Below are 12,774 nucleotides of genomic sequence, written 5' to 3' on the forward strand. Positions count from 1 at the left end.
TCAAATTGTAATCCTGTTCTACAGGACTGTAGAAAATTGGAAACAACTTGCTCATCGTGCGCTGCGACGAGCGGCAAGCGATAATTCGCGCCATGGAAATCAAATGGCTTGAAGACTTCGTCAGCCTGGCCGAGACGCACAGCTTTTCGCGCTCGGCGGAGCTGCGGCACGTGACCCAGCCGGCGTTCTCGCGCCGCATCCAGTCACTGGAGGCGTGGGTTGGCACCGAGCTGATCGATCGCTCCAGCTATCCCACCAGCCTGACGGCGGCTGGCAAGGTGTTCTACGAGCAGGCCCTGGCGATGCTGGCGCAGGTCAGCGAAACCCGCGCACTGATGCGCGGCCAGCGTTCCGCCAACGCGCAGGTGCTGGAATTCGCGGTGCCGCACACGCTGTCACTGACCTTCTTCCCGGAATGGCTCAAGGGCGTGGAGCGCAAGGTCGGCACGCTACCGTGCCGGCTGCGCGCGCTGAACGTCCACGACGCGGTGCTGATGCTGGTGGAAGGGGGGTGCGACCTGGTCATGGTCTATCACCACGCGCGTCAGGCGATCCAGCTTGATCCGGCGCACTACGACATGCTGGTACTTGGCATGGAAAGGCTGTCGCCCTTCAGCGTGCCGGACGCCACCGGGCGGCCATTGTTCCGGCTGCCGGGCACGGACAAGAAGCCCGTGCCGTTCCTGAGCTATACCCCCAATGCCTTCCTGGGCCGGATGGTGGACATGCTGCTGGCGGAATCGGGCGACACGCTCAAGCTCGACAAATGCTACGAGACCGATATGGCCGAGGCCCTCAAGGTGATGGCGCTGGCGGGGCACGGCATGGCCTTCCTGCCCGAGAGCGCGGTGCGCGAGGACGTGGCCGCCGGCCGGCTGGTGCGGGCCGAGGCCGCGCGCGGGTTGCCGCAGTCCATCGACATGGAGATCCGGCTTTATCGGGAGCGGCCCTCCGAGGCGTCCAACGACCGGCGCGGCGGCCAGGTCCGGCGCAAGCGCCAGTTGGTGGACAAGATCTGGGCGTCCCTGACGTCGTAAGACGTGGCAGGCAAGGTTATGCAAGGGTTGCATAACCGTTCGGGGGCGGATGAGCAATCGGCATTGGATTCGGGGTGCGGGGCGCCGATATGCTCCGTGTCACCTTCACTCGGAACCCAACGATGTCTTCCGCAGCACCGTCCAAGTCGTCCGTCAACTCCCATATCCTGCCTTCCTACCTGAACGCCGAGGCGCTCGGGCCCTGGGGCATCTACCTGCAGCAAGTCGATCGCGTCACGCCCTACCTGGGCTCGCTGGCGCGCTGGGTCGAAACGCTGAAGCGCCCCAAGCGTGCGCTGGTCGTGGACGTGCCCATCGAAATGGATAACGGCACGATCGCCCACTACGAGGGCTATCGCGTGCAGCACAACCTGTCGCGCGGCCCGGGCAAGGGCGGCGTGCGTTTCCACCAAGACGTGACGCTGTCAGAGGTGATGGCGCTGTCGGCGTGGATGTCGGTCAAGAACGCCGCGGTCAACGTGCCGTACGGCGGCGCTAAGGGCGGCATCCGCGTGGATCCGCGCTCGCTGTCGAAGGGCGAGCTGGAACGCCTGACCCGCCGCTACACCAGCGAAATCAACATCATCATCGGACCGAGCAAGGACATTCCTGCGCCGGACGTCAATACCAACGCCCAGGTCATGGCCTGGATGATGGATACGTATTCGATGAATTCGGGCAGCACGTCCACCGGCGTGGTGACCGGCAAGCCGATCTCGCTGGGCGGCTCCCTGGGCCGTCACGAGGCCACCGGCCGCGGCGTGTTCGTCGTGGGCTCGGAAGCCGCCCGCAATCTGGGTATGGACATCAAGGGCGCGCGCGTGGCCGTACAGGGCTTCGGCAATGTGGGCGCGGTCGCCGCCAAGCTGTTCCATGAGGCCGGCGCCAAGGTCGTGGCCGTGCAGGATCACCGCACCACGCTGTACAACCCGGCTGGCCTGGATGTTCCGGCGATGATGGAATATGCCTCGCACAGCGGCACCATCGAGGGCTTCCGCGGCGAGGTCCTGTCGACCGGGCAGTTCTGGGAAGTCGAGTGCGACATCCTGATTCCGGCCGCGCTGGAAGGCCAGATCACGGCGGAGAACGCGCCGAAGATCACCGCCCGCCTGGTGATCGAGGGCGCCAACGGCCCGACCACGCCGGAAGCGGATGACATCCTGCGCGAGCGCAACATCCTGGTCTGCCCGGACGTGATTGCCAACGCCGGCGGCGTGACCGTGTCCTACTTTGAATGGGTGCAGGATTTCTCGAGCTTCTTCTGGACCGAGGAGGAAATCAACGAACGCCTGGTACGAATCATGCAAGAAGCCTTCCGGGCGATCTGGCAGGTTGCCCAGGAAAACAAGGTCACGCTGCGTACGGCTGCGTTCATCGTCGCCTGTACGCGAATCCTGCAGGCGCGCGAGATGCGCGGCCTGTATCCCTGATTGAGGCGGGACTGGGAGCGGAGGTAGTGCTGCGATGCAGCATGACTCCGCTTCGGCAAATGGCAGAACGCGGCGGCCGGAGAGTTCCGGTCGCCGCGTTTTCGTACCTGTGCCGCCCGCAGTCGAATGGCGCAAGCGTTCGCAGTTGTGTCTCATTTTGACGCATCGCCGCGAAACCATGCCCGAAACGGCACCACTTAGGGGAAAAACCCGTTGTTTTGGGTCACGAGCTAAGCAATACTGTTTCGCTGGTGGGACCTTTTTGCTAGAGTCCCGCCTTTCTCTTCATGGTCAAGGAGATGTTATGAATGTAGCCAAGCTGGCTAGCCTGATGATCGCGGCGGGCGTCCTGTGCGGTACCGCGCAGGCAGCCGAGCCGCTGACGGGCACACTGCAGAAGATCAAGGATACGGGTGTTATCACGCTGGGCGTGCGGGATTCTTCGATTCCGTTCAACTACAACCTGGGCGGCGTGCGCCAGGTGGGCTATTCCTACGATATCAACATGAAGATCGTGGAAGCCATCAAGGACCAGCTGAAGCTGCCGAACCTGCAGGTCAAGGAAATCCCGATCACCTCGCAGAACCGCATCACGCTGCTGCAGAACGGCACGATCGACATCGAGTGCGGGTCCACGACCAATAACCTCGAGCGCCAGAAGCAGGCATCGTTTACCACCAGCATCTTCATCATCGGCACCCGCATCATGGTGAAGAAGGATGGCGGCATCAAGGACTGGGCCGACCTGAAGGGCAAGAACGTGGTGACCACCGCCGGTACCACGTCCGAGCGCCTGCTGCGCAAGATGAACGATGACCAGAAGCTGGGCCTCAACATCATCAGCACCAAGGACCATGGCCAGTCGTTCCTGACGCTGGAATCGGGCCGTGCCGTGGCGTTCATGATGGACGACGCGCTGCTCTACGGCGAGCGCGCCAAGGCCAAGAACCCGGCCGACTGGATCGTCGTGGGCAAGGCGCAGTCGCGCGAGTCGTACGGCTGCATGATCCGCAAGGATGACGCACCGTTCAAGAAGCTGTCTGACAACGTGATCACCGGCCTGATGAAGGACGGCTCGATCAACACGATGTATGCCAAGTGGTTCATGCAACCGGTGCCGCCGAAGGGCCTGAACCTGGACTTCCCGCTGTCCGAAGACATGAAGGCGCTCTTCAAGACCCCGAACGACAAGGCACTCGACTGATCTCCGTGATCAGGGCAGTGCGAAACGGAAGGAGAAGTCCTTCCGTTTCTTTTTGAGGACGCAACATGGATTACATCTTTCACTGGGGAGTCTTCCTCGAGCAGGCGGCGCAGAACGAAACGTACCTGGACTGGATGATCTCCGGTCTCAAGGTCACGGTCGCGCTGGGCCTGTCCTCGTGGGTGATCGCCCTTGTCATCGGGTCGGTGCTTGGCGTGCTGCGCACCGTGCCGAATAAGTGGCTGTCGGGGCTGGCAGCCACCTACGTCGAAATCTTCCGGAATATTCCGCTGCTCGTGCAGTTGTTCATCTGGTATTTCGTGATGCCGGAGCTGTTGCCCGGCGGCGAGACGATCAAGCAGATGAACCCGTTCGCGCAGCAGTTCGTCGCTGCCATGCTCTGCCTGGGCACGTTTACCGCCGCGCGGGTTTGCGAGCAGGTGCGATCGGGTATCAATTCGCTGCCGCCAGGCCAGCGCAATGCAGGCCTGGCGATGGGCTTCTCGCTGGCGCAGACGTATCGCTACGTGCTGCTGCCGATGTCGTTCCGCGTGATCGTGCCGCCGCTGACCTCCGAGTTCCTGAACATCTTCAAGAACTCCGCGGTCGCGTCGACGATCGGTCTGCTGGAGCTGGCCGCGCAGGGTCGCCAGCTGGTGGACTACACGGCGCGCCCGTACGAGTCGTTCATTGCGGTCACGCTGATGTATGCGCTGATCAATGTGACGGTGATGCTGATCATGCGCTGGGTGGAACGCCGTACCCGCGTGCCGGGCTTCATTGGCGGCAAGTAAGGGGACGATCATGGCATACGAATTCGATTTCACCTCCATCAATCCCTCCACGCTGCACGTGCTGGGCGAGGGCATGCTGGTGTCGCTCAAGATCACCGTCACCGCGGTGGTCGTCGGCATCGTCTGGGGCACCATCCTCGCGATGATGCGCCTGTCCTCCATCAAGCCGCTGAACTGGTTTGCGCAGGGGTACGTGACTATCTTCCGCTCCATTCCGCTGGTGATGGTGCTGCTGTGGTTCTTCCTGATCATTCCGCAGTTGCTGCAGAAGGTGTTCAACCTGTCTCCCGCAGCCGATTTGCGGATGACCTCCGCGCTGGTGGCGTTTGCACTGTTCGAGGCCGCGTACTACTCGGAAATCATCCGTGCCGGTATCCAGAGCGTGTCGCGCGGCCAGATGTTCGCCGCACAGGCGCTGGGCATGACCTACGGCCAGACCATGCGGCTGGTGGTCCTGCCGCAGGCGTTCCGCAACATGGTTCCGCTGCTGCTGACCCAGGGCATCATCCTGTTCCAGGATACGTCGCTGGTGTACGTGAGCGCGCTGGCTGACTTCTTCGGCCAGGCCTATGGCATTGGCGAGCGCGACGGCCGCATCGTGGAAATGCTGCTGTTCGCCGGTCTCGTGTACTTCCTTATCTGCTTCTCCGCTTCGCTGCTGGTCAAGCGTTACCAGAAAAAGGTGGCTGTATGATCGAAATTAATGACGTTTCCAAGTGGTACGGCGCCTTCCAGGTGCTGACCGACTGCACCACCAAGGTCGCCAAGGGTGAAGTGGTGGTGGTGTGCGGCCCGTCGGGTTCGGGCAAGTCCACGCTGATCAAGACCGTCAACGCGCTGGAGCCGTTCCAGAAGGGCGACATCCTGGTCGATGGCACCTCGGTGGGCAATCCGAAGACCAACCTGCCCAAGCTGCGTTCGCGCGTGGGCATGGTGTTCCAGAACTTCGAGCTGTTCCCGCACCTGTCAATCACCGAGAACCTGACCATCGCCCAGATGAAGGTGCTCGGCCGTTCGAAGGAGGAAGCCACCGCCAAGGGCCTGAAGTACCTGGAGCGCGTGGGCCTGAAGAGCCAGGCGGCCAAGTTCCCCGGCCAGCTGTCGGGCGGCCAGCAGCAGCGCGTGGCCATCGCCCGTGCGCTGTCGATGGACCCGATCTGCATGCTGTTCGACGAACCGACGTCGGCGCTGGACCCGGAAATGGTCAACGAGGTGCTGGACGTGATGGTGCAGCTGGCGCAGGAAGGCATGACCATGATGTGCGTGACCCACGAAATGGGTTTTGCACGCAAGGTGGCCAACCGCGTGATCTTCATGGACGCCGGCAAGATCGTCGAGGACTGCGCGAAGGAAGAGTTCTTCGGCAACATCGACGCGCGCTCGGACCGCGCCAGGCAATTCCTGTCGAAGATCCTGCATCACTGATCGACGGCCGGCCTGCAAGGCCTGGAAGCAAGAAGGGACGCCTGATGGCGTCCCTTTATTCATTCCGACACCCGCATCCGCCGCGGCGCGGGATCAGGTGCAGGCGGTGTTCGCCGCGTTCTTCGCCTGCACCTCAGGCGGAATCGGCACGGTCAGCGTCATCGTCGGCAGGCCGTTCTCGAACATGATCAGCTCGCCCGGCGCAAAGCGCGTCCAGGTCTCGTTGTCCGTCAGCGGCGCGGTGGCGATCACCGCCACGCGGTCGTCGGGCGTGGTCACCTGGGCGAAGTCGATCGACAGGTCGGCATCGATCAGGTGCGCCTTGGAGAACGGCCACTGCCGCACGATGTAATACAGGTGCGTGGAGCAGTGCGCGAAGAGCGCCTGACCGTTGCAGAGCAGGAAATTGAAGACGCCGTGCAGCGTGATATCGCGCGTGATGTCCGCCAGCGCATGGCCCAGTTCGTTCAGCGGCGGCTGGGATCCCGGAAACCGCTTGCGCAGGCCCTGCATCAGCGTGCAGAACGCCAGTTCGCTGTCGGTGTCGCCCACGGGCTGGTAGACCCCGGAGAGGAACGGCGCAAAGTTCTTCAGGTCGCCGTTGTGGGCAAAGATCCAGTGCCGGCCCCAGAGTTCGCGCATGAACGGGTGGCAGTTCTCCAGCAGGACCGTGCCCTGCGTGGCCTTGCGGATATGCGAGATGACGTTCTTGGATTTGATCGGATATTTCTTGATCAGATCCGCCACGGGCGACGTGCCGGCCGACTGGTTGTCGATGAACAGCCGGCAGGCCTTGTCTTCGAAGAACGCCACGCCGAAGCCGTCGGAGTGATGGTCGGTCACGCCGCCGCGGGCGGCGAAGCCGGTGAAGGAGAACGTCACGTCGGTAGGCGTGGCGCAGTTCATGCCTAGCAGCTGGCACATGGCGGGCACCGGTGCGGCAGGGGGCTGCCGCTTTGCAATAGAATGCGGACATTATCCCGCGCGTGCGGGACGCTGCCAAGCGCGGCGCCCGGGCGCCCCCTCAAGCTGTTCAGCCCCGACCCTTCCCAGCCATGAGCCAATACAAGATCGCTGTCATTCCCGGAGACGGAATTGGAACGGAAGTGATGCCCGAAGGCATCCGTGTCATGGACGCCGCCGCGCGCCGCTTTGGCATCGACTTCCAGTGGGACCACTTCGATTTTTCCAGCTACGCCTACTATGAGCGCCACGGCAAGATGCTGCCGGACGACTGGTTCGATACGCTGACGAAGTACGACGCCATCTACTTCGGGGCCGTGGGCTGGCCGGAAAAGATCCCCGACCACGTGTCGCTGTGGGGTTCGCTGCTGCAGTTCCGCCGCTCGTTCGACCAATATGTGAACCTGCGTCCCGTGCGGCTGATGCCTGGTATCAAGAGCCCGCTGGCCGATCGCAAGCCCGGAGATATCGACTTCTACGTCGTGCGGGAAAACACCGAGGGCGAGTACTCCAGTATTGGCGGCCGCATGTTCCCGGGCACGGAGCGGGAAATCGTGGTCCAGGAAACGGTCATGAGCCGCACCGGCGTGGATCGGATTCTCAAGTTTGCGTTTGAACTGGCGCAGAAACGCCCGAAGAAGCACCTGACATCGGCCACCAAGTCCAACGGCATCTCGATCACGATGCCCTACTGGGATGAGCGCGTGGAGGCCATGGCCGCCAACTATCCGGGCCTGAAGGTGGACAAGTACCACATCGACATCCTGACTGCACACTTCGTGCAGCACCCGGACTGGTTCGATGTGGTGGTGGCCAGCAACCTGTTTGGCGACATTCTTTCGGACTTGGGACCGGCCTGCACGGGCACGATCGGCGTGGCGCCGTCCGGCAACATCAACCCGGACCGGACCTATCCGAGCCTGTTCGAGCCGGTGCACGGCTCGGCACCGGACATCGCCGGGCGCGGCGTGGCCAACCCGATCGGCCAGATCTGGTGCGGCGCGATGATGCTCGAACATCTTGGCCATGCCGAAGCGGGTGCGGCGGTGCTGACCGCGATCGAAAAGGTCCTGGCCGCGGGCCCGGGCCACGCCCCGTTGACGCGGGATATTGGCGGCACGGCCAGTACCGCCGACCTGGGCCGCGCGATTGCGGAGGCGCTGTGAGCCTGCATATCGATCCCCGTACGTTGCTGCTCGAGAGCTTTCGCGCAGCGGTTGCCGCCGCCGATCCGCTCCAGATCGTGGCTGATCATCTGCCGGAACCCCATGCGGGTGGCCGGACGCTGGTGGTCGGCGCAGGCAAGGCCGCGGCGTCGATGGCGCTGGCCGTGGAACAGGCCTACGCGGGCCGCGCCACGCTGGAAGGCATCGTCGTCACGCGCTATGCCCACGGATTGCCGACCGCGCATATCCGCGTGATCGAGGCCGGCCATCCGGTTCCGGACGAGGCGGGAGAGCAGGCTGCCGCGGAGATTCTCGCGCGCGTCCAGGCCCTGGGGCCCGATGACCGGCTGATCGTGCTGGTTTCCGGCGGCGGGTCCAGCCTGCTGTCGCTGCCGGCCGACGGCATTCCGATGGCGGACCTGAAGGCCACTACGCGCGAATTGCTGCGCTGCGGCGCGCCGATCACCGAAATGAACATCGTGCGCAAGCACATTTCGCGGATCCAGGGTGGACGCCTGGCACAGGCCAGCCGCGCGCCGGTGACGACGCTGATCGTCTCCGATGTGGCTGGCGACGACCCGAGTGCGATCGCCTCGGGCCCGACGGTGGCCGATCCGAGCACCTATGGTGACGCACTCGCCATCCTGAAGCGTTATGGCGCCACCGTGCCGGCCACGGTGCAGTCGCACCTGGAGCGCGGTGCGCGCGGCGAGATCGACGAAACGCCAAAGCCTGGCGACCCGTTGTTCGCCCGCGTGGACAATCGCATGATCGCCACGGCGCACGGGAGTCTGGACGCGGCCGCGGCGCTGTTCCGCGAACAAGGCATCCAGCCAGTGGTTCTAGGCGATACCGTCACCGGTGAAGCCCAGGAAGTTGCTCGCGTCTACGCCGCGCTGGTGCGTGAGATTCGCGCGTACAATGCGCCGTTCGCCGCGCCGGTGGCGCTGATTTCCGGGGGCGAATGCACGGTCACATTGCCGGGCGAAGGCGCGGACAAGGCCCGCGGCGGGCGTTGTTCCGAATTCCTGCTGTCGCTGGTCATCGAGCTGGCGGGGGCGGAAAATGTCCATGCAATCGCGGCCGACACTGACGGCATCGATGGCTCCGAGGACAATGCCGGTGCCCTGGCGGCGCCGGATTCGCTGTCGCGCGCCGAGGCCGCGGGCATCTCGGCCCGGCGCCAGCTCGATGCGCACGACGCCTGGGGGTTCTTCGACGCGATCGGCGATCTCGTCGTGACCGGCCCGACACGCACCAATGTGAACGATTACCGCGCCATCCTGATTCTCTAACTTCGCACAGTCCCGTCGCTGCCCTCGCGGTTACGGGACGCATACCAGCAATGACCCAGAAGCTCACGATCACCCGCCCGGACGACTGGCACCTCCACCTGCGCGACGGCGCGGCGCTGGCCGCCGTGCTGCCTGACACCGCGCGCCAGTTTGCCCGCGCGATCATCATGCCGAACCTGAAGCCGCCCGTGACCACGGTGGAGCAAGCCCGTGCCTACCGCGCCCGCATCCTGGCCGCGCTGCCGACCGGCATGACGTTCGAGCCGCTGATGACGCTATACCTGACCGACAACACGCCGCCCGAGGAAATCGCGGCCGCCAGGGCCAGCGGCTTTATCCATGCGGTGAAGCTGTATCCGGCCGGCGCCACGACCAACAGCGATGCCGGCGTGACCGATATCCGCCGGTGCTACGCCACCCTGGAAGCCATGCAGCGCGAAGGCTTGCCGCTGCTGGTGCATGGGGAGGTGACCGATGGCGACATCGATATCTTCGACCGCGAGGCGGTGTTCATCGACCGCGTGATGCGCCCGCTGCGCAAGGATCTTCCGGAGCTGAAGGTGGTGTTCGAGCACATCACCACGAAGGACGCGGCGGAATATGTCGCCGAGGCCGAAGGTCCGGTCGGCGCGACGATCACCGCCCACCACCTGCTATACAACCGCAACGCGATCTTTACCGGCGGGATTCGTCCGCACTACTACTGCCTGCCGGTGCTCAAGCGCGAAATCCACCGCGAGGCGCTGGTCAAGGCGGCCACGTCGGGCGATGCGCGTTTCTTCCTTGGCACCGATAGCGCGCCGCATGCGCGTGGCCTGAAGGAGCATGCGTGCGGCTGCGCCGGTTGCTATACGGCCCTGCACGCGATGGAGCTGTATGCCGAGGCGTTTGACATCGCCGGCGCGCTGGACAAGCTTGAGGCGTTCTCCAGCTTCAACGGCCCGGCGTTCTACGGCCTGCCGCGCAACACGGGCACGCTCACGCTGACGCGCGAGGACTGGGAGCTGCCGGCGGAACTGCCGTTTGGCGACACCACGCTGGTGCCGCTGCGTGGCGGCGAAACGCTGCGCTGGAAGGCGCGCTGAGCGCATTGTTTGACTGCATCGATTGGACGCGGCCGTGGTTCCGGCCATTTGCCGCGTCCGGCATCGCACTGGACGGCGGCGATGTCCGGCAGGCACTCAGCCGGCAAGCCGATGGCCTGACCAATGCCCGGGGGCTGCCCCTGCGGTTCGTGCCGCAGGCCGCGCTGCCAGACGGTCGGGCCTACGAATCCCACATCTTCGCGACCGGTGAGGTGCCGACGCGCGACAATCTCCACGACGCATTCAATGCGCTCGTCTGGCTGCATTTTCCCGAGACCAAATCGCTGCTGAACCGGCTGCAGGCCGACGCGATCGATCGAGACGGCATCCAACCCGTGCGCGGAGGAGTGCGTGATGCGGCGACGCTGTTCGACGAGAACGCGGTGGTCCTGGTCACAGAGGACGCCGGCCTGGTAGCGGCATTGCGCGGATTTGCATGGCGCAGCCTTTTTATCGACCACCGGGCGGCCTGGCCCGAAGCCGTCACCGTAGTGCCGTTCGGCCATGCGTTGCTGGAAAAGCTCGTGCGGCCGTACAAAGCCGTGACGGCTCATGCCTGGTGGATCGCGGCGCCCCCGAATACCCCGCGAGAGGAACTGGACCGGCTGCTGGCGCGGTCGCTCGCCACCGCGGCGGATCAGGAGGCATTGCGGGGCGGGCGCTGCTTCGCGCCGCTCCCAGTGCTGGGCATTCCGGACTGGTGTGACGAAAACGCTGATTCGGCGTTCTATGACGACGTCTCCGTGTTTCGCCCGGGCCGGCGCGGGGCGGCTGCAGTGACGGGCTGACCTGCCGGTCCATCGGTGTTAGACTGCGGCCCGCAAAGCAGGCCAGACAACCGCTGCTTGCGTCGCAAGGCGCAAGGGGAGGAAAGTCCGGACTCCACAGGGCAGGGTGTTGGCTAACAGCCATCCACGGCAACGTGCGGAATAGGGCCACAGAGACGAGTCTTGCCGCCGGGTTCGCCTGGCGGGAAGGGTGAAACGCGGTAACCTCCACCTGGAGCAATCCCAAATAGGCAGGCGCTGAAGCGGCCCGCTGAGCCTGCGGGTAGGGAGCTGGAGCCGGCCGGTAACGGTCGGCCTAGAGGAATGGTTGTCACGCGTCGTCCGCCGCAAGGTGGGCGGGGTGCACAGAATCCGGCTTATCGGCCTGCTTTGCTTCTGTTTCTCAAGCCACCCGGCGCGGCCGGGCGGCGTCTTCGGTCGGGGCGTTCAGCCTTCGACGATTTCCATCGTGTGCGTGATCTCGGCGGTCTTGGCCAGCATGATCGAGGCCGAGCAATACTTTTCGTGCGACAGCTCGATCGCGCGTTCCACCTTGACGGGGTCCAGGCCGCGGCCGGTTACCGTGAAGTGGAAATTGATCTTCGTGAAGACCTTCGGATCGGCGTCGGCGCGCTCGGCTTCGAGCCTGACCGAGCAGCCGCGCACGTCCTGGCGGCCGCGCTTGAGGATCAGTACCACGTCATAGGCCGTGCAGCCGCCCGTGCCGAGCAGCACCATTTCCATGGGACGCGGTGCAAGGTTGTTGCCGCCGCCATCGGGTGCGCCGTCCATCGCAACGATGTGACCGCTACCGGTCTGGGCCACAAAGCTCATGCCCTCGGGGCCCATCCATGTCACTTTGCATTCCATTTTGTTCGTTCCTTGGTTCCTGATTGTGTGTTTTCGCTCACGTCCGCGTGATCACGAATCTTGCATTTGATGAGTATATGACATTGGGGTGTGGCGTCGCGGCCAAGGGATTTCCCGCAGAAATCCGAGGGTTTCCTCTAGGCGGGCGCCTGGCAGTCATCCGATGATTTTACTCAAGCGGTTGTTTTTAAAGAATATTGTGCTCTTGCGTGTGTCGTGAAACGCATTTCGTAATATGCAATACGATTTCGTAGTGCAAATTTTCTTGCATCCGTGGGACCTGCATGTATAATTCCAGTCATTGAACGACGGCGCATGCAGCGCGCCAGAGTGCGAAAGCGAAAGTCAGGTAATCAACACCTCCATCGCTCGCCGCACCGCCCGCCACGACCGGCTCCGTCGATCACCCAGTGTCTCCTCCACCCTCCTCCTTTGGTGGATTCAAACCCAAGTCCAACCGACTTGGGTTTTTTTTCGTCCGTGCTTTTGTCCATGCTTTCATCGGTGGCAAGCGGTGCCTGATCTCGAAGACAGGGCTCGCGGAGCCAATTATCCAGGCCCGGTGCGCTTCGCGTGGCGCCGGAGTCGCATGCTTGCGCGGGTTGCACGGCATCGGCCTGGACATCTTGACGAAAAGCCACGACTTTGCTTGTGCGTTCCAGTCGTCCGCCAGTATAATCGACGGCTTTTCCGGTCATTGCCCCCGGGAAAGAAGTCAGGGAGAGCCTGCAAATACAA

At 63.8% G+C, this 12,774-nt stretch carries 12 protein-coding genes and 1 other RNA gene; 11 read left to right on the forward strand and 2 right to left on the reverse strand.

The window, feature by feature from the left end:
* The first annotated feature begins 92 nt into the window (after positions 1–92).
* From AC1DOX_RS15105 to AC1DOX_RS15130, 6 genes are all read left to right on the forward strand, one after another.
* A complete protein-coding gene (locus AC1DOX_RS15105) occupies positions 93–1,037 on the forward strand; it encodes a LysR family transcriptional regulator (RefSeq protein WP_441619019.1) in 945 nt (314 codons plus the stop codon).
* 122 nt (positions 1,038–1,159) lie between these two features.
* The gene (locus tag AC1DOX_RS15110) at positions 1,160–2,467 is read left to right on the forward strand and encodes a Glu/Leu/Phe/Val family dehydrogenase (RefSeq protein ID WP_441619021.1); all 1,308 of its coding nucleotides are present in this window, start codon (positions 1,160–1,162) and stop codon (positions 2,465–2,467) included.
* A gap of 304 nt (positions 2,468–2,771) precedes the next feature.
* Positions 2,772–3,671 (forward strand): glutamate/aspartate ABC transporter substrate-binding protein, encoded by a 900-nt coding sequence (locus AC1DOX_RS15115; RefSeq protein ID WP_092135925.1) that lies wholly within the window; start codon positions 2,772–2,774, stop codon positions 3,669–3,671.
* Positions 3,672–3,736: 65 nt separating this feature from the next.
* A complete protein-coding gene (locus tag AC1DOX_RS15120; protein WP_441619023.1) occupies positions 3,737–4,465 on the forward strand; it encodes an amino acid ABC transporter permease in 729 nt (242 codons plus the stop codon).
* 10 nt (positions 4,466–4,475) lie between these two features.
* Entirely contained in the window at positions 4,476–5,159 is a 684-nt protein-coding gene (gene gltK / locus AC1DOX_RS15125) for a glutamate/aspartate ABC transporter permease GltK (protein WP_092135928.1), read from the forward strand.
* The gene (locus AC1DOX_RS15130; protein WP_092135929.1) at positions 5,156–5,890 is read left to right on the forward strand and encodes an amino acid ABC transporter ATP-binding protein; all 735 of its coding nucleotides are present in this window, start codon (positions 5,156–5,158) and stop codon (positions 5,888–5,890) included. Before gltK ends, AC1DOX_RS15130 begins: the two co-directional genes overlap by 4 nt.
* Before the next feature lie 93 nt (positions 5,891–5,983).
* Here AC1DOX_RS15130 and AC1DOX_RS15135 read toward each other — a convergent pair whose 3' ends face one another.
* Complete coding sequence (locus tag AC1DOX_RS15135; protein ID WP_092135930.1) at positions 5,984–6,814, reverse strand: class II glutamine amidotransferase; 831 nt, start codon at positions 6,812–6,814, stop codon at positions 5,984–5,986.
* Positions 6,815–6,945: 131 nt separating this feature from the next.
* Between AC1DOX_RS15135 and AC1DOX_RS15140 the strand changes: the two genes are divergently transcribed.
* From AC1DOX_RS15140 to rnpB, 5 genes are all read left to right on the forward strand, one after another.
* Positions 6,946–8,019, forward strand: a complete 1,074-nt coding sequence (locus AC1DOX_RS15140) for a tartrate dehydrogenase (protein WP_441619027.1) — start codon at positions 6,946–6,948, stop codon at positions 8,017–8,019.
* Positions 8,016–9,314, forward strand: a complete 1,299-nt coding sequence (locus AC1DOX_RS15145; protein WP_441619029.1) for a glycerate kinase type-2 family protein — start codon at positions 8,016–8,018, stop codon at positions 9,312–9,314. Before AC1DOX_RS15140 ends, AC1DOX_RS15145 begins: the two co-directional genes overlap by 4 nt.
* Before the next feature lie 50 nt (positions 9,315–9,364).
* Positions 9,365–10,399: a dihydroorotase gene (gene pyrC / locus AC1DOX_RS15150; RefSeq protein WP_441619031.1), complete on the forward strand. Its 1,035-nt coding sequence runs from the start codon at positions 9,365–9,367 to the stop codon at positions 10,397–10,399.
* A gap of 5 nt (positions 10,400–10,404) precedes the next feature.
* Positions 10,405–11,187, forward strand: coding sequence for a DUF3025 domain-containing protein (locus tag AC1DOX_RS15155; protein ID WP_441619033.1), 783 nt, complete (start codon positions 10,405–10,407; stop codon positions 11,185–11,187).
* Between the two features lie 34 nt (positions 11,188–11,221).
* Positions 11,222–11,562, forward strand: an RNA gene (gene rnpB, locus AC1DOX_RS15160) — RNase P RNA component class A.
* 51 nt (positions 11,563–11,613) lie between these two features.
* Here the strand turns inward: rnpB and AC1DOX_RS15165 are convergent.
* Positions 11,614–12,036, reverse strand: a complete 423-nt coding sequence (locus tag AC1DOX_RS15165) for an OsmC family protein (RefSeq protein WP_092135938.1) — start codon at positions 12,034–12,036, stop codon at positions 11,614–11,616.
* Between the last annotated feature and the right edge of the window lie 738 nt (positions 12,037–12,774).

This window comes from Cupriavidus sp. 01L415, assembly GCF_056400065.1.